Annotated in this window: 14 protein-coding genes; 6 read left to right on the top strand and 8 right to left on the bottom strand. The window is 60.8% G+C overall.

Going from position 1 to position 21,469, the window contains the following annotated elements:
- Window positions 1–52: 52 nt before the first annotated feature.
- A complete protein-coding gene (gene asnB / locus KIH75_RS02095) occupies window positions 53–1,945 on the top strand; it encodes an asparagine synthase (glutamine-hydrolyzing) (protein WP_219055164.1) in 1,893 nt (630 codons plus the stop codon).
- 147 nt (window positions 1,946–2,092) lie between these two features.
- Window positions 2,093–2,818: an aspartate/glutamate racemase family protein gene (locus KIH75_RS02090; RefSeq protein WP_219055163.1), complete on the top strand. Its 726-nt coding sequence runs from the start codon at window positions 2,093–2,095 to the stop codon at window positions 2,816–2,818.
- A gap of 179 nt (window positions 2,819–2,997) precedes the next feature.
- Here KIH75_RS02090 and KIH75_RS02085 read toward each other — a convergent pair whose 3' ends face one another.
- Window positions 2,998–4,512, bottom strand: a complete 1,515-nt coding sequence (locus tag KIH75_RS02085; RefSeq protein ID WP_236027965.1) for a bifunctional folylpolyglutamate synthase/dihydrofolate synthase — start codon at window positions 4,510–4,512, stop codon at window positions 2,998–3,000.
- Window positions 4,513–4,825: 313 nt separating this feature from the next.
- Here KIH75_RS02085 and KIH75_RS02080 point away from each other — a divergent pair, with 313 nt between their 5' ends.
- The 4 genes from KIH75_RS02080 to KIH75_RS02065 all read left to right on the top strand — a co-directional run bounded on the left by KIH75_RS02080 (window position 4,826) and on the right by KIH75_RS02065 (window position 9,452).
- Window positions 4,826–6,415 (top strand): aminopeptidase P family protein, encoded by a 1,590-nt coding sequence (locus KIH75_RS02080; RefSeq protein WP_219055162.1) that lies wholly within the window; start codon window positions 4,826–4,828, stop codon window positions 6,413–6,415.
- Between the two features lie 62 nt (window positions 6,416–6,477).
- Window positions 6,478–6,999, top strand: a complete 522-nt coding sequence (locus KIH75_RS02075; protein WP_219055161.1) for an NUDIX hydrolase — start codon at window positions 6,478–6,480, stop codon at window positions 6,997–6,999.
- A gap of 294 nt (window positions 7,000–7,293) precedes the next feature.
- Window positions 7,294–8,511 (top strand): ROK family transcriptional regulator, encoded by a 1,218-nt coding sequence (locus KIH75_RS02070; protein WP_219055160.1) that lies wholly within the window; start codon window positions 7,294–7,296, stop codon window positions 8,509–8,511.
- Window positions 8,512–8,555: 44 nt separating this feature from the next.
- Entirely contained in the window at window positions 8,556–9,452 is an 897-nt protein-coding gene (locus KIH75_RS02065) for a carbohydrate kinase family protein (RefSeq protein ID WP_219055159.1), read from the top strand.
- A 354-nt stretch (window positions 9,453–9,806) separates the two neighbouring features.
- On the opposite strand, the gene KIH75_RS02060 is transcribed toward KIH75_RS02065, so the two are convergent.
- The 7 genes from KIH75_RS02060 to KIH75_RS02030 all read right to left on the bottom strand — a co-directional run bounded on the left by KIH75_RS02060 (window position 9,807) and on the right by KIH75_RS02030 (window position 21,159).
- Window positions 9,807–10,523, bottom strand: a complete 717-nt coding sequence (locus KIH75_RS02060) for an ABC transporter ATP-binding protein (protein WP_219055212.1) — start codon at window positions 10,521–10,523, stop codon at window positions 9,807–9,809.
- 109 nt (window positions 10,524–10,632) lie between these two features.
- Window positions 10,633–12,501 (bottom strand): ABC transporter permease, encoded by a 1,869-nt coding sequence (locus KIH75_RS02055; protein ID WP_219055158.1) that lies wholly within the window; start codon window positions 12,499–12,501, stop codon window positions 10,633–10,635.
- 955 nt (window positions 12,502–13,456) lie between these two features.
- Entirely contained in the window at window positions 13,457–17,011 is a 3,555-nt protein-coding gene (dnaE, locus tag KIH75_RS02050; RefSeq protein WP_219055157.1) for a DNA polymerase III subunit alpha, read from the bottom strand.
- Between the two features lie 745 nt (window positions 17,012–17,756).
- The gene (locus tag KIH75_RS02045; protein WP_219055156.1) at window positions 17,757–18,692 is read right to left on the bottom strand and encodes an RluA family pseudouridine synthase; all 936 of its coding nucleotides are present in this window, start codon (window positions 18,690–18,692) and stop codon (window positions 17,757–17,759) included.
- Window positions 18,689–19,297 (bottom strand): signal peptidase II, encoded by a 609-nt coding sequence (locus tag KIH75_RS02040; RefSeq protein ID WP_219055155.1) that lies wholly within the window; start codon window positions 19,295–19,297, stop codon window positions 18,689–18,691. Before KIH75_RS02040 ends, KIH75_RS02045 begins: the two co-directional genes overlap by 4 nt.
- 11 nt (window positions 19,298–19,308) lie before the next feature.
- On the bottom strand, window positions 19,309–20,754 hold the full coding sequence (locus tag KIH75_RS02035) for a DivIVA domain-containing protein (RefSeq protein ID WP_219055154.1): 1,446 nt from the start codon (window positions 20,752–20,754) through the stop codon (window positions 19,309–19,311).
- 123 nt (window positions 20,755–20,877) lie between these two features.
- Window positions 20,878–21,159 (bottom strand): YggT family protein, encoded by a 282-nt coding sequence (locus KIH75_RS02030; protein ID WP_219055153.1) that lies wholly within the window; start codon window positions 21,157–21,159, stop codon window positions 20,878–20,880.
- Window positions 21,160–21,469 lie beyond the last annotated feature (310 nt).

Below are 21,469 nucleotides of genomic sequence, written 5' to 3'. Positions count from 1 at the left end.
TCACCCATTCCTATTCGATTCATTCCTGATATTTAAGGAGAACAATACCGATATGTGCGGTATCGCTGGTTTCGTCAACGACGATCCGATCGACGTCAAATGCCCGGTTCTCAAGCGCATGACCGATATCATCGCGCATCGCGGACCCGACGATGAGGGCAAATACGTGGACGAGCATGTGGCGATGGGCCACCGTCGTCTGAGCATCATCGATCTTGAAGGCGGCAAGCAGCCCATCCTCAATGAGGATGGAAGCATGATCATCACCTTCAACGGCGAGATCTACAATTATCAGCCCCTCCGCGAGGAGCTCATCAAGGCCGGCCACACGTTCACCACGAACGGCGACACCGAAGTGCTGCTGCACGGTTACGAGGAGTGGGGTCCGAAGCTGCTCGACAGGCTGCGCGGCATGTTCGCCTTCGTGATCTGGGATAAGAACAAGCAGGAGATGTTCGGCGCACGTGACCAGTTCGGCATCAAGCCGTTCTACTACGCGCAGATGAACGGCACCTTCATGTACGCCTCCGAGATCAAGGCCCTGCTGCAGCACCCCGATTTCGTCAAGGAATTCAACCCCGACCCGCTGCGCGCCTACCTGACCGTCCAGTACAACTGCACGAATCAGAGCTTCTTCAAGGGCGTGTTCCAGCTGCCGCCGGCGCACTGGTTCATCTACCGCGAAGGCAAGATGGAAACCCACCAGTATTGGGATCCGCGCCAGCGCGAATCGCGTCAGAGCCTCAAGGAAACCGTCGACGCGATCGATAAGGCCGTCATGGAATCCGTCGAAGCGCACAAGATCGCCGATGTCGAGGTCGGTTCCTTCCTGTCCGCGGGCGTCGATTCCAGCTACGTCGCCTCCGTGGCCCGCCCCGACCACACCTATTCCGTCGGCTTCGGCACCGGCCCGTTCAACGAGGCCAAGCAGGCCAAGGAACTCTCGGAGATGATCAAGCTCAACAACGAGTCCAAGATCGTCTCCCCCGACGAGGCGTTCACCTACTTCCGCCGCATCCAGTGGCATTTGGACGAACCCGACGGCAACCCGTCGTGCGTGCCACTGTTCTTCCTCTCCCAGCTGGCCGGCAGCCAGGTCCATGTGGTGATGAGCGGCGAGGGCGCGGATGAGCTGTTCGCCGGTTACCAGCCGTACGGCTTCTACACGAAGTCGAAGATCATCCGTTTCGTCACGCAGATGCTGGAGAAGCTGCCGCGCCGCGCACGCACGTCGCTGGCTCATTTCATCTGGAACCGTAAGGATTTCCACGGCAAGCTGCACATGTACCTGCACTTGGCTCCCCCGGAGGAGTGCTTCTACGGCTGCAGCCGCGTCATGACCGAAGATGAGGCCGATCATCTGCTCAACCCGGAGTTCCACAAGGGCACCAGCCAGTGGGATCCCGTCCTCAAGCTGTACAAGTCGCCCACCATCCAGAACGTGAGCGATATCAAGAAGAAGCAGTACGTCGACATGCATCAGGGCATGGTGAAGGACATTCTGCTCAAGGCCGATAAGATGTCGATGGCGAATTCGCTGGAGCTGCGCGTGCCGATCCTCGACCGTGAGGTGATGAAGGTCGCGGAGACCGTGCCGACCAAGTACCTGATCAACTGGCATAACAGCAAGTACGCGTTCCGCGAGGCGGCGGCCCGCCACCTGCCCGAGGAATGGTACAACCGCGAGAAGATGGGCTTCCCCGTGCCGATCAAGAACTGGCTGAGAGAGGAGCCTTACTACCGTCTGGTGCGTTCCGTGTTCGAACAGGATTACGTCACCAAGTTCTTCGACCGCGACGCGCTGCTGAAGATGATCGACGACAACTACGCGAACAAGAACAACGCACGCCGCAAGATCTGGACGGTGTATTCCTTCCTGGTGTGGTACGACATCTTCTTCAACCATAACGGCGAGAAGCCCGATCTGACTCCCGTCTCCAAATGATTCGGGGCTGAACCGGCGCTGATTCGGAGGCAGACCGGTAATGAACCGGCCGTGGGCCGGCATACATTCGGCAGGCGGCCGGGGCCATGTGATGTTCAGTCCGTTCAATCGCATGGCCCCGGCCGGAATTCCAAGCAAGGGGAAATCATGAAACGACCGTTCTTCGCCGTGCTCGGCGGCATGGGCACGCTGGCCACGGAAAGCTACGTGCGTTTGGTCGACGCGGCCACGCACGCGCACAGCGATCAGGAGTATCTGGATTACGTCGTGTTCAACGACGCGTCCGTGCCCGACCGTACCGCGTTCATCATCGGCGAATCGGATAACGACCCGTTCCCCGTGATCGCGGACGATATCGAGAAGGCCACGGCGATGGGTGCGAGCTTCATCGTGTTGACCTGCAACACCGCCCACTATTTCTTCGACCGTTTCCAGGCGCTCACCGACGTGCCGATCCTGCATATGCCACGTGAGGCCGTCAAGCGACTGTCGAAATCGTACCCCGCCGGTTCGGCCACGCGCGTCGGATTCCTCGGCACGGTGGGTTCGCGCGCTTCGGGCGTGTACAAGCATGCCGTGGAGGAGGCCGGGTACACGTTCGTGGAACCGGATGATGCCTTGCAGGAGCACATCACCTCGCTGATCTACGACGATGTGAAGGGTACCGGCGAGCTGAATCTCGCCCGCTACGAATCCGTGCTCCGCGACATGCTCGACCCGGCTGGCCCGTGCGCGTGCGATGCGCTGATCCTTGGCTGCACCGAGCTCAGCGTGCTCAACGAGGCGTTCCCGCTCCCCCAGCTGCCGGTCATCGACGCGCAGGCAGTGCTGGTGGATGTGACCGTCGAACGTGCCAAGGCCTTGCGCGGCTGAAGGTTCGGCGGCTTACGCTGAACGCACTGAACGTGCCGAACGCACCGAACGGCTAGCGTTTCGACACGAACCAGCGCACACCTGCGTACATAACACGCATACAACACGCATATAACAGGAAAACGGGAGTCGGACTCAATGCCCCGGCTCCCGTTTTCGTTGGAATGACGCGGCTTAGGTCACTCCTCGATTGCTTCGACGTCCTCGCCGTCACCGGTGTCGGCATCGGCATCGAAATCGGCATCCGCATCATCGCGGGCATCCGGCTCCACCGTTGCCTGATGGATGCTCATGGCCTTCTGCATGACAGGGCTCGCATGTTCCTTCAGCATGGCACGCGCGTCACCGGCGGTGACGAAGCTGCCGCAGATGAGCACGCCGTGGCCGTACCCCACGCCGAGTTCATCATCCGCGTCCACCAGGTTGACGGCGGTCTGGATGGCGTCGGGCAGGTTCGGCTCCTTGATCACACGGTCGGCGCCGAACACGTCGATGGCGATCTTCTCCAGTTCGTCGGCCGGCATGACGCGGTCGCGCCACGAGTTCTCGGTCACCACGATCTGGCTGAGCACCGGCTCCAGAATGCCCAGATACTGTTCGACCTGCTTGTCGGCCATCATGGCCACCACGCCGACCAGCTGCTCGAAGTTGTAGTTCTCCTCAAGCGCCGCACGCAGCGATTCGGCGGCGTTGATGTTATGCCCGCCGTCAAGGATGATGGTCGGCGAAGTGCGGATCTGCTCGATGCGCCCGGGGATCTTGACGCCGCTCAACGCTTCGGCGACCAGATCGCCGTCCAACGCGCCCGACGTGGGGATCACGGCCTCGCAGGCGGCGAGCGCGGCGAGCGCGTTATGCGCCTGATGTTCGCCGAATTTGGCGATGGGCACTTCGGTGTAGGTGCCGAGCGGCGTGGACAGGGTGGCGACCTGGCCGCCGACTGCGGGCATGCGTTCCACGACCTCCATCTCGTAACCGTCGCGTACCAGCTTGGCGTGGTTGCGTTCCGCGGCCTCCTCGATGATCGGCATAACCGCTTCCTCGTGCGGCTGACGCCCGATGATCGCGGTGCAGCCGGGCTTGATGATGCCGACCTTCTCCTGCGCGATGTCTTCGACGCTGTCGCCCAGCCACTTCATGTGGTCCATGTCGATCGGTCCGATGATCGCCGCGTCGGCGTTCAGCACGTTCGTGGCGTCCCATGCGCCGCCCATGCCGACTTCGACGACCGCGACGTCGACCGGCGCGTCGGCGAACTTCCAGATCGCCATGGCGGTGAGCACTTCGAAGAAGCTCATGCGCGGCTTGCCCTGCTCCTCCATCTTGGCGTCCACCAGATTGACGTAGTCCTTGATCTGGTCCCATGCGTCGATGAAGTCGTCGTCGCTCAGCTCCTGGCCGTCGATGGCGATACGCTCGTTCACCTTCTCCAGGTGCGGCGAGGTGTACAGGCCGGTGCGCAGACCGTATGCGCGGCAGATGGCTTCGGCCATGCGCGCGGTGGAGCCCTTGCCGTTGGTGCCGGTGACGTGGATCACGCGGAAGGATTCCTCCGGATGGCCCAGCACGTCCAGCATGAGGTTCATGCGGTCAAGGTCAAGATTGGTGGTGTTGTGTTCCGGCGGGCGGCTCATGATGTCGCGTTCCACATCGTGGATGGATTCGCCGTTTCTGTTCGGATGCTCGAATGACATGACTTCCTCTCGATACGTACAGATATGTACAACCTGCACAACCGATACGTACAAACCTCTCATATTCTATTGCACGCCCCGATGTACGGTTCGCAGCGTTCCGGATACCCCGCCCGGATATCCTCGCCACGGATCGCGCCGCCCGGTAGCCCTACAGGAAACCCCATAGGAAACCCCATAGGAAACACGGTGTGCGCGGGCCGCGCGTGGACTACGATGGGACGATGGTGTGATGGCGTGGCCAGAGGCCTTGTGCGGGCCGTTTGGAGCCGCGGAACCATCGAATCAGGAATCAATGAGCCAAGGAGCAGACATGGGTGAAGTAATCACCGATAAGGACAAGGAATACGAGGCGGCGGAACAGGCCGCCGCGCCGGGCAACGATCAGGCCATGGGAGACCGCGTGAACAACCGTTCGCTGCGCCCGAATTCCGACGCGTTCCGCGAGTTCATGAAGTCCGGTTGGGCCGATGAGGACCCGGATATCGAACCGTTGGAATCCTCCAAGTTCACCCCGGCCCGCCGTGCGGCGCTGGGCAAGGCGTTCGAGGGCGAGCGTCTGGTGATCCCGGCAGGCCAGCCGAAGGTGCGCAACAACGATTGCGATTACATGTTCCGCCCGGACACCACGTTCGCGTATTACACGGGTCTGGGCACCGATTATGAGGCGGGTGCCGTGCTCGTGCTCAACCCCGTCGACCCGGATTCGCCGGAGGCGAAGGCCGGTCAGACCCACGTACCGGAACTGTTCGTCGCGCCTCGCGCCGACAATTCCACCGCCGACTTCTTCATGAACCCGCATTACGGCGAATACTGGGTCGGCCCGCGTGCCGGCCTGGTCGAAATGCAGGCGATGACCGGTATCGAAACGCATGACATCGCGCAGCTGGCCGACGCGCTGAGCAAGGATGTCGGCACCGAGGCCGGTGCCGTGCGCGTGCGTGTCGTGAGTGAAACCGATCCGCAGATCACCGCGCTGGTGAACGATGTGCGCAAGGCCAACGGCTTCGCCGATCCGGATCGCAATGCCGCCGACGACGACAAGCTGCGCGAGTTCACTTCCGAGGCCCGCATGTGCAAGGACGCCTACGAGGTGGGCGAGATGCGCAAGACGATCAGCGCCACCAAGGCCGGTTTCGACCGTCTGCTTTCCAAGCTGCCGTCCGCGCTTGACAAGCCGCGCAGCGAGCGCATTCTGGAGGGCGCGTTCAACTCCGTGTCCCGCGAGCTGGGCAACGCGGTGGGCTACGATTCGATCGTCGCTTCCGGACCGCACGCCCCGATCCTGCACTGGATGCGCAACACGGGCGTGGTGCGCAACGGCGATCTGCTGCTGGTGGACGCCGGCGTGGAGGTCGATTCGCTGTACACCGCCGACATCACCCGCACGTTCCCGACGAACGGCAAGTTCACCGATTTGCAGAAGCGCCTGTACCAGGCGGTGCTCGACTCGCAGCAGGCCGGTTTCGAGGCCGCGAAGGTGGGTGCCACGTATTGCGATATCCATCATGCCTGCATGCGCGTGATCGCCGAGCGTCTGCACGAGTGGGGTCTGCTGCCGGTGAGCGTCGAGGAGTCCCTCTCCCCCGAAGGCCAGCAGCATCGCCGTTGGCTCGCCTGCGGTGTGGCGCACCATCTGGGTCTTGACGTGCACGATTGCGCGCAGGCCCGCTTCGAGGCGTATCAGGGTGCGCAGATCCGCCCGGGCATGATCTTCACCATCGAGCCCGGCCTGTACTTCCGCGAGGACGATATGCTCATTCCGCCGGAGTACCGTGGCATCGGCATTCGCATCGAGGACGACGTGCTCATGACCGAGGATGGCCCGGAATGGCTGTCCGCCGGTATTCCGAAGCAGATCGACGACGTGGAGGCCTGGATGGCCGAACGTGCCCGCGCGTGATCGGTTGATCGACTGATCGGTTGATCGGTTGATCGGTTGACGAGGAGCTGAGAGGAGCTGGCATGGCGACACCGCAATTCGTACTGGATCTCAGGGAAAAGATCGGCCACGATCTTCTGTGGCTGATGGGCGTGACCGCGCTGGCGCGCGACGATCAGGGCCGTATTCTGCTGGGCCGGCGTTCCGACAACGGCAAGTGGGCGCTGATCAGCGGCATCAACGAGCCGGGCGAGCAGCCCGCCGATACGGTGGCACGCGAGGTCAAGGAGGAGACGGGCGTCGACGTGATCGTCACCGATCTGGTGTCCGTCATTTCGGATTCGCGCGTCGTCACCTATATGAACGGCGATATCACGCAGTACATGGATCATTCGTTCCTGTGCGAGCTGAAGCCGGGCGGCAATGCGGAACCGTTCGTCGGCGACGATGAGAGTCTGGAGGTCGGCTGGTTCGACTGGGATGATCTGCCGGAGCCGATGACGGCGAGCAGTGTGGAACGGCTCGCGTTGTTCCGCCGCTATCTTGACGCCAAGGCGCAGGGCGACGCGCACGCGCTGTTCAAGTTCGACGGGACGGTGTTGTAGCAGCCGCTGCGGTTGCCGCTGGTCGCGCCGAGCATATGCGCCGAGTGCGTGGTGCCGAGCAGTACCAAGCGATACCGAGTGATGTCGAGCATGTTTTGCGATGAGCCCGGTGGGGAATTCCCCGCCGGGCTCATCTCGTATCGGCACGTTGGGCAATGGCGGATTCCCGCGCCTGCGAGCGCGACACGCCGTATTCTCCACACGTTTGCCGCTATTTATTAACAGTGTTAATATCTTAACCAAGTTCAGATACGGTTCGACGATGAACGACCACGACGCAAGGAGGTGTCAACCATGAACACAGCGAACCCCAACACCGCATCACAGGCGGGAGTCGCGGAAACCAACCGGTCACGAGTCATGCAACACCTCTACCATCACGGCACCAGCTCACGCGCGCAAATCGCCAAAGCACTCGGTCTCACCCCGGCCGCCATCACCAAAATCACCGCACAGCTCATCGAAGCCAACGCCATCGAAGAAACCGGCGGCATCGAAGGCGCGAAAAACCGCCGCTCCATCGGCCTCGCACTCGACACCACCCGCTTCCACGTCATCGGCGTCAAATTCGCACGCTCCCTCGTACAAATCGGCGTCTTCGACCTCGCCGGGCACGCATCCAGCCTCACCGCACTCCCCTACGTGTCCAACGAAACCATCACCGAAACCATCGCCACCGTGCACAGCACCATCAGCCAACTGCTCGACAGCGACCCCACCATCCTCGCCATCGGCATGGCCGTCCCCGGCCCCTACCTGCGCGGCATCGGCCACACCGCGGTCGTCTCCTCCATGCAAGGCTGGCGCGCGGTCAACTTCATCACCGAATTCGCCGGCAGCTTCCGCGTACCCGTCCTCATCGAACAGGACGCCCGCGCCGGCGTACTCGCCAACTACCTGTTCGACCCCGAAACCGAAACCGGCAACGCCAACCTCGCCTACTACCTCGTAGGCGAAGGCGTAGGCCTGGGCGTCATCGACAACGGTCGAATCATCAACGGTGAACTCGGCACCGCAACCGAAATCGGCCACGTCTCCATCGACGTGAACGGCAAACCCTGCGACTGCGGCAACATCGGCTGCCTGGAACGCTACTGCTCCACCCCCGCCATCCACCAGATGATCATCGACGAAGGCACGCTCATCCCCGGCGCGGCCGCCATGAGCCACACCGAAGCATGCCGCGAACTGTTCAAACTCGCGAACAACGGCAACGAAACCGCGCTCGCCATGATCCGCACCATCGGCAAATACGTCGGCTACGGGTGCCTCATCATCTTCAACGCGTTCAACCCGCACACCATCGTAATCGGCGACATCGTCTCCGAAGCCGGCCAGCCCCTGCTCGACGAAGTCAAACAAACCGTCAAACAGCGAGCGATACCCGAAATCTACGAATCCACCACCATACGGCTCACGTCCACACCGACCGATGCCGCGGTGCTGGGCGCGGCGGCGGTAGCCATCAGCTACTTCCTCGACCACCCCTCCGAATTCTTCGACTTGAAATAGCGAACCGACAACCACACAACCAACCAACCGAAAGGAACCCCATCATGACCAAACCCATCGTTCTCTCCCTCGGCGAACTCCTCTGGGACATGCTCCCCACCGGCAAGCGCGCAGGCGGCGCCCCCGTCAACTTCGCCTACCACGCCATGAAGAACGGCGCCGAAGGCTACTCCATCAGCGCCGTCGGCGAAGACGAACTCGGCGACGAGCTGCTGGCCGAAACCGCCAAGGCCGGCATCCACGCCGTCATCCAGCGCAACGCATGGCCCACCTCCACCGTCGAAGTCGAACTGCGCAACGGCATCCCGGAGTACACCATCGTCAAGGGCGTCGCCTGGGATCACATCCTCTACACCCGCCAGCTCATCGACATCGTACAGCAGGCCGACGCCATCTGCTACGGCACCCTGGCGCTGCGCTCCCCCGAATCCCACGCCACCATCACCGAGCTGCTCAAGCACGCCAAGCCGGGCGCCATGAAGTTCTTCGACATCAACCTGCGCGGCGACCACTACTCCAAGGAGCTCATCGAAGAACTGCTCGGCTACGCCACCGTGTTCAAGATCAACGATGAGGAGCTCCTGCTGCTGCGCGACATGTTCGACATCCGCGGCACCTCCGGCGAAGACGCCAGCCGCTGGTTCATGGAGAAGTTCGACCTCGACTACGTGATCCTGACCGCCGGCGCCGCCTACTCCACGATCATCTCCAAGAAGGGCGAAACCTCCACCGTGGAAACCGCCCGCGTCGAAGTGGTCGACACCGTGGGCGCAGGCGACTCCTTCTCCGGCACCTTCGCCTCCCGCATCCTGCAGGGCGATTCCCTGGTCGAAGCGCACCGTCTGGCCGTGAACACCTCCGCATTCGTGTGCACCCAGAACGGCGCATGGCCGGAGTACCCGGAGCAGATCCCGGATTACCTCGCCGCCGCCGGCAAGTGATCGGCCGGGGCTGAGGGGCTTCCCTGAGAGCCTCTCCCGGGTTTTAGCTCCCCTGTTGTTCCAAGGAACTTTGGTCTTCCGGAGCTAACGCTTCGGAAGACCAAAGTTCCAACCTTTTACATCACCTCCCTTCTTCCGCGAAAACGCCCGCTGCCCCATCGCAACGGGCGCTTTCGTCTGTGCTATCGCTAGTAGTGGCCGAGCGGCATGGATAAACAACGACAGCCCCGAGAATCCCCCTCCCTCATTACCGGAATCGGACAAAAACAGCCCGATTTTGTCCGATTCCGGTCAAGGGTTGCTCTGGGAAATGGCCGGACAGCGCAGCCAGACAGAGACGGCATCGCCGCCCGTCTACGCTGAGCGCTTGCCGCGCCGCAGCGGCTTGAGCTGGAACACCTCATCGGACTGCTCAGCCACCGCCGGGCTGTGCGTCACGATAATCACGCACTTACCCTCATCGTGGGCAAGATTGCGGAAAATCGCCATAATGTCATCCTGCGTGGCCATGTCAAGATTGCCGGTCGGCTCATCGGCCAGCACGATCTTCGGCCCATAACTCAACGCCCGCGCGATGGCGACGCGCTGCTGCTCGCCACCCGACAGGTGCAGGATGCGCTCCTTGGCGTACTCCTCCGGCAACCGGACCTTCCGCAGCAGCTCCAGCACCACCTCATGCTTCGGGCGGTCGAACGCAACCCCGGACGCCTCCATGGAAAGCACGATGTTCTCCTCCACGGTGAGCGCGGGCAGCAGGTTGAAACTCTGGAAAATCACGCCGATGTCATGGCTACGGAACCGGTAACGGTTGAGCGTGGCGAGATCGCGGCCATCATAGACCACGCGTCCCTCGGTGGGCAGCGTCAGCCCCGACAGCAGCGACAGTACGGTCGTCTTGCCCGCGCCCGAAGGCCCGGTGATCGCGATCAGCTTGCCCGGATGGAACTCGTGGCTCAGGTCGTTGATGACCTTCTTGCCGCCCTTCGTGTACGAATACGTGACGTGGTCGAGTGAAAGAATCGCGCTCGGTGTGTCCGAACCGTTCGGCTCGTGCGCGGCGGGTTCGATCATGGGTTCGATCATGGGATCGGTCGCAAGCCCGGCCGCGGTCGTTTCGATATTGTCAGTCATATCAGGTCCTTTCAGAAACGTTCGTAATGTTCAGAAACGTTCGTAATGTTCAGGAGCGGTCGGCGAGAATCTGCAGCGGCTCGTACCGTACGATCGCCACGACACCGACCAGTGCGGAGACGAGCGTGAGCGCGATGCCGATCAGCACCAGTTCGCCGATGATCTTGAAGTTGACGGTGGCGTTGATCGTGCTCACGTATTCGACCGCCTTGCCGAATCCGCGCGCATCACCCTTACCGGACGGCGCGTTCTGGCCGGACGGTGCGGACTGCTGCTGGTTCGACTGATTCGGCTGATTCGACTGGTTCGACTGGCCGTCGTTGGACTGGCTGCCGCTATCCGACTGACTGTTGCCATCCGACTGGCCGGACTGCGAATCACCCGACTGGCCACCCTGCCCCGGCGCACCCGGCATATCGGCATCACGCCCGAACTGCGCCTGACGGCTGGAAGCCTGCGATTCCTGGCTCGAAACCTGCTGCGCGAGCAGCTGGTTGGACACGGGCACCGACGCGGCCGCACCGCCCGCCACACCGATCGCGATACCCGCCATCGTGACGATCAGCAGCTCGGTCACGAACTGCGCCACCACCTTCGCCTTGGTGATGCCGATCGCGGTCAGCACGCCGATCTCATACTTGCGCTCGCGGATATTGAACAGGTTGATCACGATGAGCACCGCGGCACCCACCGCGAGCACGATGATCAGCAAGGTCAGCGCAAACTTGGCGAGATTGTCGAGCGGCACCAAGCTCGACTCGTAGTTCTCCACGTCGGCGGACGACACCTTGTGGTTCGAATCGAGGCCCGCCTTCTTCACGTCGGAGGCGAAAGTCTCGTAATCGTCCTTGCTGCCCAGCACGTAGGAGAAGCTCAGCTGGGTGCGCGAAGCGGAGGTTTGGGTGGACTGGGTGGACTGGGTGGAGGAGTCGGAGGAAGTGGAGGAAGTGGAAGCGGAGGAATCGCTGTCGGATTCCGTGGACAATCCAAGCTTCTTCAACGTGCCGACCGACGTGTAGATGGCGTTGTCCGGATCGGACGACGTGCCGCCCATCGGACCGTGCGAACCGATGTCCGCGGACGTATCGTTCTTGTAGATGCCGACCACGGTGAGCGTGTACGTGGTGTCGCTGCCGCTCAGATCCTCGACGGTGATGGTGCTGCCGACCTTCAGACCGTTGAACTTGGCGAGCGCCTGGGAGATGATGACCTGGCCGTCCGAATCCGATCCGTAGCCGAACACCTTACCGCTGGCCATGGTGAACGTGCCGTTGGATGCGTTGGATACCGCGGTATCGGAGGAGAAACCGACCAGGGAGAAGTCGCCGGATGTCATGCCGCCGAAGCCGCCGTGGCCGCCCTGATCGCCCTGGCCATTCTGGCCGTTCTGGCCGTTCTGACCGTCGGGAGCGTTGCCGCCATCGTTGGAATCGTTGGAATTGCTGGAATTGCTGGAATTGCTGGAGCCGGAGTCGGCGTTGGTATCGGTGGAATCGGACGAGCTGCGCTCGCTATTGGACGTGGATGTCTCCACCGGCTGGAAACTATCGGTGCCGTTGACCGACGTGGTTTCCGTATAGTACGTCGTCACCGGAACGCTGGACGCCTTGGCGTATTTCTTATAATCGGTCAAGGTCAGCGAATCCTGATCAAGGGCCTTGCGCATGGCGTCCTTGTCCGGATTGCCGTCGCTGCTCGACGACTGGCCGGCACCGTTCATCATCTGATCGCGGTCCACATCGATCGTTGCGGTGACGGTGGTCGAACTCAATCCGGTTTCGCGTGCGGTTTGCGCGGCGTTGCGGATGGCGAGTCCTATGGTGGCCGCGGCTGCGATCACCGCGACGATAATGACGATAAGTATGTTGCGCCCGGCGTTGCGTACGACCGATCTCCAGGCATTCTTCAACACGAACATACTGGTTCCCTTGGCATATGTCATGCGGCAGACCCCATGTCCGCCGCGTCACAGCCCAGCATGCTCCCGCAGCATGGCGGTTGGCTAGCAACACCCTAGCCCGAAACTGGACGATTCTTGGGTTTTTCCTGAAAGCGAATTCCTGTTGCACATCCAAACAAAGACAGCTTCCCCAAACAGCCACCCACCTTCCCATACCGAAATCAGACAAAATCAGGCCGAATTTGTCTGAAAACGGTATGGAGGGGTCACGTCCTAGTCAGCGTCGAAAGATGGGGACAGCATCGCCAAATGGCCACGCATACGTCCCTTCTCCCCTACCGAAATCAGACAAAATCCGCCCAATTCTGTCCGATTCCGGTAACAGGCACACCACAATCAGCACGGACAAACGGAAACGGGACGGCATCACCAAACAGCCACCCACCTTCCCATACCGAAATCAGACAAAATCAGGCCGAATTTGTCCGAAAACGGTATGAGATTCCCGTCTCAGTCAGCGTCAGCCAAACAGGGACAGACCGCCAGACGGTCACGCACCCCATACCGAAATCAGACAAAATCCGCCCGAATCTGTCCGATTCCGGTATGAGGGCCGCCTTCACAACGTAGGTAAGCGGGAACGAGCCGAGAGCCGCCAAACAGCCACACGCCATCCCATACCGAAATCAGACAAATTTCACCCAAATCTGTCCGATTCCGGTAACGAGCACGCGTCACCCGTCCGCCAGCACCATCCGCCCCTACCGAAATCAGACAAAATCAGGCCGAATTTGTCTGAAAACGGTATGGAGGGGTCACGTCCTAGTCAGCGTAGAAAGATGGGGACAGCATCGCCAAATGGCCACGCATACGCCCCTTCTCCCCTACCGGAATCAGACAAAATCCGCCCGAATCTGTCCGATTCCGGTAATGAGCACGCGCCGCACCCGCCAACACCAACGCGCAACACCCATCAGGAGGCAGGCAAGCAGCTGGGGCCGAACAGAATCTTGATCTCCGCGAACAGGCTGGTGTCGCGCTTCACACGGAACCGGTCGCCGAACGTCAACACCTCGGCCTTGCCCTTCGGGTCCATGATCGCAAGCTTCACCTCGCAATACCCCGGATGATTCGTCAACACATGCCCCAGCTGCATCATATGCTGCCGGTCCAGCGCCGACTGCGGCAGCGTGATGATCACCGGCCGCTCATCCGCCGCCTCCAACGTCGGCACCTGCATTTCGGTGGCGCGCAAACTCACGCTCTCATCGCGCAATTCGACCATGCCACGAATCTGCACCACCTGATCGACCGTCAGTTCCGCGGCGGCAGCCTCATACACCTTGCCAAAGAACATGCACTGGATCGAACTCTCCAAATCCTCCACGGTCACGATCGCCCACGCATTGCCGCGCTTCGACACGCGCCGGTCCACATTCGTAACCAGGCCGGCAATGGTCACCTGCTGCCCTTCGCCCATGGTCTTGGCACGGTCGATCAGATGCGCGATCGACATTTCACGCAACCCGGCCAGCACCGCGGTCATACCGGAAAGCGGATGGTCGGACACATACAAGCCCAGCATTTCACGTTCGAAATTGAGCTTCGTCTTCTTATCCCACTCCTCCACGTCCGGCACCGTGACGGAAGCGTCGCCCATCGCATTCTGCTCATCGGCATCATCCATGTCGCTGAACAGGTCGAACTGGCCTTCCGCCTCCTTACGTTTCAGACTGACCACCGATTCGATCGCCGTCTCATGAATCTGGAACAGCGCGCGACGGTTCGGATCGATCGAATCGAACGCACCCGCCTTGATCAGCGATTCCACCAAACGCCGGTTCAACGCGCTCAACGGCACACGTCGAATGAAATCCATGAAATTCACGAACTTGCCGCGCTTGCCCTCACGCTCGGCGATAATATCGGCCACAGCCTTATCGCCCACGTTACGGATCGCGCCAAGACCGAAACGCACCACGTCGCCAACAGCGGAATACGCGTACACGGATTCGTTCACATCCGGCGACAGCACCTGAATGCCCATGCGCCTCGCCTCGCCCAAGTACAACGCGGTCTTATCCTTGTTGTCCTTGGTGCCTTGCAGCAGCGCCGCCATGAACTCCACCGGGTAATGCGTCTTCAAATACGCCGTCCAATAGGAGATCAGACCGTACGCGGCGGAATGCGCCTTGTTGAACGCGTAGCCCGAGAACGGCACGAGCACGTCCCACACGGCCTGCGCGGCCTCCTCCGAATAGCCATGCTCCTTCATGCCCTGGAAGAACGGGATTTTCTCCTTGGCCAGCACTTCCGGCTTCTTCTTACCCATGGCTCGACGCAGCACGTCAGCCTTGCCCAGCGAATAGCCCGCGAGAATACGCGCCGCCGACTGCACCTGCTCCTGGTACACGATCAGACCGTAGGTTTCGTCGAGCACCTGCTTGAGCGGCTCCTCCAGCTCGGGGTGGATCGGCTCGATCTTCTGCAAACCGTTCTTACGCTTCGCATAATTGTTATGCGAATCCATATCCATCGGGCCCGGGCGGTACAGCGCGATCAGTGCGGAAATATCGTTGAAGTTATCGGGTTTCAACGATTTGAGCAGCGCGCGCATGCCGTCGGAATCCAGCTGGAACACGCCCAGGGTGTCGCCGCGCGACAGCAGCTGGTACGTTTCCTTGTCGTCCAACGGAATCTTCGTGTAATCCACCGGATCCTTGCCGTTGGCTTCGATGTTCTTCAACGTGTCCTGGATGACCGTCAAGTTGGACAGGCCAAGGAAATCCATCTTGACCAGGCCCAACGTTTCGCACGTATGGTATTCGAACGTGGTGGTGACGGTGTCGTCCACGCGCTGCAGCAGCGGCGACGTGTCGGTGATCGGCTCGCTACCCATGATGGTGGCGCAGGCGTGCACACCGGTCTGCCTGATCAGGCCTTCGATGGTTTTCGCCTTGTCGATGATCCTGTGCGCGTCCGGATCGGATTCGTACAGTTCGCGGAATTCGCGCGCCTCCGCGTAATGCTTGGACGTGGGGTCGAAGATTTCCTTCAGGCTCGCGTCCTTGCCGTTCTTGCTGGGCGGCAGCGCCTTGGTGACCCTATCGCCCGTCGCGAAATCGTAGCCCATGATGCGGGCGGAATCCTTCAACGCCTGCTTGGTTTTGATCACACCGTAGATCACGCACTGCGCGACCTTGTCGCGACCGTACTTCTCACCGCAGTAGTCGATGACGTGCAGACGGCCTTCAGGGTCGAAATCGACGTCGATATCAGGCAACGACACACGTTCCGGGTTCAGGAAGCGTTCGAAGATCAGACCGTGCTTCAACGGGTCGAGTTCCGTGATACCCATGGCGTAGGAGACCATCGAACCTGCCGCGGAACCACGCCCCGGCCCCACCATGATGCCGTGATCCTTCGCCCACTGGATGTAGTCGGCCACCACCAGGAAGTAACCGCAGAACTGCATCTGGCAGATCACGCCGCATTCGTAATCGGCCTGCTTGGACACTTCTTCCGGCACATTGTTGTCGTACCGGCGTTCCAAGCCCTCCTCGACCTTCTTCAGGAAGAGCGACGCCTCATCCCAGCCTTCCGGGCAGTCGAACTGCGGCATGAATGCGCCGTCCTCGTGATCGTCGAACATCACGTTGCAACGTTCCGCGATTTCAAGCGTGTTGTCGCACGCGCCCGGGAAATCCTTGAACAGTTCGCGCATTTCGTTCGCGGGCTTCAGGTAGTAGCCGGTGCCGTCGAATTTGAAACGGTTCGGGTCGTCCAGGTGGGAGCCGGAGTTGATGCACAGCATGGCGTCCTGGGCTTCGGCGTCTTCGGCGTGCACGTAGTGGGAATCGTTCGTGGCCAGCAACGGCGCGTCGAGCTTCTTGGCGATTTCAAGCAGGCCCGGAATATTACGGTTTTCGATGTTCAGACCATGATCCATGATCTCGATGAAGAAATTGTCCTTGCCGAAAATGTCCTGCAGTTCGCCGGCGGCGCGTAGGGCTTCGTCGAACTGGCCGAGCGCGAGCCTCGTCTGGATGATGCCGGACGGGCAGCCCGAACCGCAGATGATGCCCTTGGAATACGTGGACAGCACTTCCTTATCCATACGCGGGTAGCGCTGCACGCGGCCTTCAAGGTTGGCCACGGAACTGGCTTTGATGAGGTTCACCAGGCCTTCGTCGTTTTCCGCCCACAGCGTGAGATGGGTGATCAGACCGCCGCCCGAGACGTCGTCGCGGCGTTGCGCTTCGGTGCCCCAGTGCACGCGACTCTTGTCTTGACGCGCGGTTTCCGGCGTTACGTAGGCTTCGATGCCGATGATCGGTTTGACGCCGACCTTGACGCAGTTGGTGTACATTTCGTAGGCGCCGTGCATGTTGCCGTGATCGGTGATACCTACCGCGGGCATGCCGAGTTCGGCCGCGTATTTCGCCAATTCGGGGATTTTCGAGGCGCCGTCCAGCAGCGAATAATGGGTGTGATTGTGCAGATGTACGAAGTTTCCCGAATCAGACATACCCTCTAATGTACCGCATGTACCGCATGTACCGCATGGAGTCCGCTGTTGACCGCTGAAACCGTTTGGCACGACTGTCCGGACTACCAGAAATGGCCAAGCGGTTACGCCCAGGAATGACCCAGCGTAGAAAGACGGCGATACCGCCCCTCCCTCCATTACCGAAATCAGACAAAAACAGCCCAATTCTGTCCGATTCCGGTATGAGAACACCCCCGTTACCGAAATCAGACAAAAACAGCCCAATTCTGTCCGATTCCGGTATGAGATTCGCCGAATGGGTACGATGAGGTGGCACTCAACGTAGACAATCGGCGACAGCCCCAGCTCTCCAAATCCCCCATACCGAAATCAGACAAAAACGGGCCGAAACTGTCCGAAAACGGTATGAGAATGCCCGCCTATTAATACCGAAATCAGACAAAAATAGCCCGAAACTGTCCGATTCCGGTAACGGGGCACCCAGATCCTCGGCAATGGACGGGCGGCATGGAGCGTGTTCGACACACTCAAGGCCGTTCGGCCAAGCCTACGGTCTCACACACTCCACGCCGCCCTCTTAATCCCCCATACCGAAATCAGACAAAATCAGCCCGAATCTGTCCGAAAACGGTATGAGAATGCCCCGCCCTCCGTTACCGAAATCGGACAAAAATGGGCTGATTTTGTCTGGTTTCGGTAAAGGGTGCGATTCAAACAGGGTAGAGAAAGGGGATAGCGCCAGTGGAATCAGTGCCGAACTTCTTCAGCGCTGGGATTCTTCGGTGTGGCGCGAACGCATCGCGTCGAGCGCGTGCGCGAGATCGACCGGATAGGAGCTGCACACCGTGGTCCACACGTGCGTGCGCGGGTGACGGAATTCCAGCTGCATGGCGTGCAGCCACTGCCGCTCAATCCCCAGCTCTTCGGCGAGCACGGGGTTCGCGCCATACATGTGGTCGCCCGCCAGCGGATGCCCGATGGAGGAGAAATGCACGCGAATCTGATGCGTGCGCCCGGTCTCCAGGTTCACCTTCACCAGCGTGGCCTCGCTGCCGAACCGCTCCATCACATCCCAATGCGTGATCGCAGGCTTGCCCGCAGGCGTCACGCAGAATCGGAAATCGGAAACCTTCGCACGCCCGATCGGCGCGTCGATGGTCGCCTTATCTTCTTTCAGATTGCCCTGCACGAGCGCATGGTACGTTTTGACGACCTCATGTTCGGCGAACTGCCGCCGCATCTCCACATACGCGAGGTCGGATTTGCATACCAGCATCAGTCCCGACGTGCCAACGTCCAGACGCGACACGATGCCCTGCCGCCCGGCCGCACCATAGGACGTGATGTGCACGCCGCGATCGAGCAGACTGCCGAGCACGGTCGGCCCGGTCCAACCGACGGACGCATGCGCGGCCACGCCCACCGGCTTGTCGACCACGACCACATCGTCGTCCTCGTACCGAATCGCCATATCGTCGGCGATGGGTTCCGGCTCCCTACGTTCCTCGACGAGGTCGATTTCCACGGTCTCCCCCGCCTGGAGCGTGGAGGACTTGGAGAGGTCGCGATTCAGCACGCGCACCTGCCCTGTGTCGATCAGCGTAGCGGCTTTGGACCGCGAAACGCCGAGCATCTTGGAAACGGCGACATCGAAACGCGCGCCAACGAGCGCATCGGGAGCTGGCACCAAACGACTCATCGAACCTTGCCTTCTTGTTCGGATGAAGCAGTTGATTCAGAGGTTACGGAAGATTCAGGGGTTGCCGAAGAGGCTGCCGCAAGGGTTGCCGCAGGGGTTGCCGCAGGGCTTGCGGAATCGGACGACTCATCGGCGAACGGCACGTTCAGCAGGATCATCACCACAATGCCCACGCCGGCGATCGTGAGGAAAATGTCCGCCACATTGCCGACCGACCAACCGTAGTTGATGAAGTCCACGACCTTGCCGTTGAGGAACCCGTCCGCATAGCTCACGCGGTCAACAAGATTGCCCAACGCTCCGGCGAAAGCGCATCCGAGCGCCGCCGCCCACGCTTTGGACGTGGTTCGCAATCCCAACACCACGATGACCACGCACGCCACCATGGCGAGAACGGAAATCACCCACGTGAACCCCGAACCAAGACCGAGCGACGCGCCGGGGTTGCGCACCAGCGTGAAGGACAGCAACCCGTCGATCACACGGTACGAACGGCCGTCGCTCAAAGCGGATAGCGCCCACAGCTTGGTGATCTGATCAAGCAGGAGCGCTACCGCCGCCACGCACACAAAGACGGCCACGCACAGGCGCGGCCGTCTTGCCATAGCCTTGTCGCTCACTGGGCAGGCTGCTCGACAGTGTCGTAGTTGTTGGAATCGGACACCTGCTGCTGCAGGTTGGTCAGGAACTCGGTCAGGCGAGCACGGTATTCGCTCTCGAACTGCTTGAGGCCCTGGATGTTGCCCTCGATAACCTTGGACTGGTGGGTGAGGTTGTCACGCACCTGCTGAGCGTAGTTGTCGGCGGCGGTACGGGTCTGCTGGTCGTATTCGGCTGCGCGCTTCTGGACCTCGTTCTCGTACTCGTCGGCCTCGTTGTGCTTGCCGCTCAGGTAGGTGTCGGCGTCCTGACGGGTCTTTGCGGAGTACGCATCAGCCTCGTTGCGAGTGTTCTGCGAGTACGCGTCGGCCTCGTTGGCGCTGTTCTGAGCGTAGTTCTCGGCATCCTGACGGGTCTTCGCGGAGTAGGCGTCGGCCTCGTTGCGAGTGGTCTGCGAATATGCGTCGGCATCGTCGCGGGTCTGCTTGCTGTAGGCGTCGGCTTCCTCGTGGATGCGCTTGTTGTACGCGTCGGCCTCGTTGTGCGAATGCTTGGAGTACTCGTTGGCCTTGGCGATCAGGGCGTCGTATTCGCGCTGGCTTTCCTCGGCCATTTCCTGAGCCTGGGCCTTGCCCTTGTCGACGTACTGGTCGTGCAGCTGCATGGCCAGCGACAGCATTGCGGTGGCACGCTCGGCCTCGTTGCTGCCGGTGGCGGCGGCGCCTGCGATCTTCTGCAGGGAGCCGGTTTCGGTGCTCGGCTCGACTTTGGCGAGCTGGGCGCGCAGCTGCTCTTCGCGCTTCTGGGATTCCTGCAGCTTGCGGGACAGCTCTTCGGCCTGTGCCTGCACCTGCTGGCCTTGGGCCTGCAGCTGCTGGTTGTTGGCCTGGAACTGTTCGAGCTGGCCGCGCAGCTGTTCGCTCTGGGCGCGGAACTGGTCGCGTTCCTGCTGGACGGCGGCGATCTGCTGGGCGACGGCATCCTGATTGCCGGATGCCTGTGCCGCCTGTGCGGTGAGCTGGTCGATCTGGGCGTTGAGCTGGTCGACCTGGCCCTTCAGCTGTTCGTTGCTGGAGGCGAGCGTACGGTTCGCACCCTCGGCTTCGGTGAGCTTTTCGTTGGCTTCGTTCAGCTTGTTGGTCGCTTCGTTCAGCTTCGCGGTCAGAACGTCATTGTCGTTGTTGGAGGATGCCGCTGCGGCGACATTCTTCAGTTCCGCGTTTTCTTTCTCAAGCTGCTGCACCTGGGCGGTGAGATCGGAGATCTTGGTATTCAGCGACGAGACGTCCGGGCCGAGAGCCTGGGTGGACTGACCGCCAGCGACAGCCTGCTTGCCGAGAGCCTCGATGGTCTCGGTGACCTGATCAAGGAACTCGTCAACCTCGTCGGCGTTATAGCCTTCCTTGAAGCGCACGAGCTGGAAACGATGTTCCCTGATGTCCTTCGGCGTCAACAGAACCATAAAATTACACCTCGATTCAAGGCCGTGTATGCCTCGGTTACGTTGATAACATTTCCGACCTTACCACGTAATACGGCCTTACGTGGGCAAAACGGCGATTATTCAGGCTTGGGATCAAGCCCGTCAGACGAGTATGCGGAGCACGACGAGCAGGAAATACAGCACCATGAAACTCACATCCAACCCGACGGCGCCCATGCGAATCGGCGGGATATAGCGTCGGAGCCACCTCAGCGGCGGTTCGGTCGCCATGTATACGGCGTTGATGAGCTGTGCGGCGACGCCTCTCGGGTACCAGCGCGGGAACAGGATCGCCGCCCAATCGAGCAGCATGCGAATGAACAGCACCGTGAGATATGCGTCGATTGCGAAGTTGATGATGCGTAGCAGGAAATAGATCAGCATGGCCTTACCGTATCAGGGTATGCGGGCATTTCGCCCGGAACGTATAGGGATGAGTATGGGATGGCGTTGTCCGACCGGTGGTGTTCGCGTTGCCAACGGTTGCGGATAAACGTTGATGGTTTGCGGATAAACGTTGATTTGGTTTTGGACGGTTGTCGGTGACCGAGGGGTGTGTGGTCGGGGTGATGAGGAGGGGTTGGTTCGGGGTTCACGTGGGTGATTTCCGTTCTCGCCATGGTGGCGTGCGTGGTCATCGTGGTGTTGGGATTGCGAACCACGTCCAAAGCGTGGGCGGCGGCGCTCGGATGCG

Source organism: Bifidobacterium pongonis (genome assembly GCF_019331805.1).
GTDB classification, from domain to species: Bacteria; Actinomycetota; Actinomycetes; order Actinomycetales; family Bifidobacteriaceae; genus Bifidobacterium; species Bifidobacterium pongonis.
The sequence above is the reverse complement of the archived record's forward strand: the minus strand, read 5'-3'. Positions and strand labels throughout refer to the sequence as shown.

Coding starts and splice junctions, on each gene's coding strand:
- asnB (WP_219055164.1), top strand. CDS start 53: ATGTGCGGTATCGCTGGTTTCGTCAACGACGATCCGATCGACGTCAAA.
- KIH75_RS02090 (WP_219055163.1), top strand. CDS start 2,093: ATGAAACGACCGTTCTTCGCCGTGCTCGGCGGCATGGGCACGCTGGCC.
- KIH75_RS02085 (WP_236027965.1), bottom strand. CDS start 4,512: ATGTCATTCGAGCATCCGAACAGAAACGGCGAATCCATCCACGATGTG.
- KIH75_RS02080 (WP_219055162.1), top strand. CDS start 4,826: ATGGGTGAAGTAATCACCGATAAGGACAAGGAATACGAGGCGGCGGAA.
- KIH75_RS02075 (WP_219055161.1), top strand. CDS start 6,478: ATGGCGACACCGCAATTCGTACTGGATCTCAGGGAAAAGATCGGCCAC.
- KIH75_RS02070 (WP_219055160.1), top strand. CDS start 7,294: ATGAACACAGCGAACCCCAACACCGCATCACAGGCGGGAGTCGCGGAA.
- KIH75_RS02065 (WP_219055159.1), top strand. CDS start 8,556: ATGACCAAACCCATCGTTCTCTCCCTCGGCGAACTCCTCTGGGACATG.
- KIH75_RS02060 (WP_219055212.1), bottom strand. CDS start 10,523: ATGATCGAACCCGCCGCGCACGAGCCGAACGGTTCGGACACACCGAGC.
- KIH75_RS02055 (WP_219055158.1), bottom strand. CDS start 12,501: ATGTTCGTGTTGAAGAATGCCTGGAGATCGGTCGTACGCAACGCCGGG.
- dnaE (WP_219055157.1), bottom strand. CDS start 17,011: ATGTCTGATTCGGGAAACTTCGTACATCTGCACAATCACACCCATTAT.
- KIH75_RS02045 (WP_219055156.1), bottom strand. CDS start 18,692: ATGAGTCGTTTGGTGCCAGCTCCCGATGCGCTCGTTGGCGCGCGTTTC.
- KIH75_RS02040 (WP_219055155.1), bottom strand. CDS start 19,297: ATGGCAAGACGGCCGCGCCTGTGCGTGGCCGTCTTTGTGTGCGTGGCG.
- KIH75_RS02035 (WP_219055154.1), bottom strand. CDS start 20,754: ATGGTTCTGTTGACGCCGAAGGACATCAGGGAACATCGTTTCCAGCTC.
- KIH75_RS02030 (WP_219055153.1), bottom strand. CDS start 21,159: ATGCTGATCTATTTCCTGCTACGCATCATCAACTTCGCAATCGACGCA.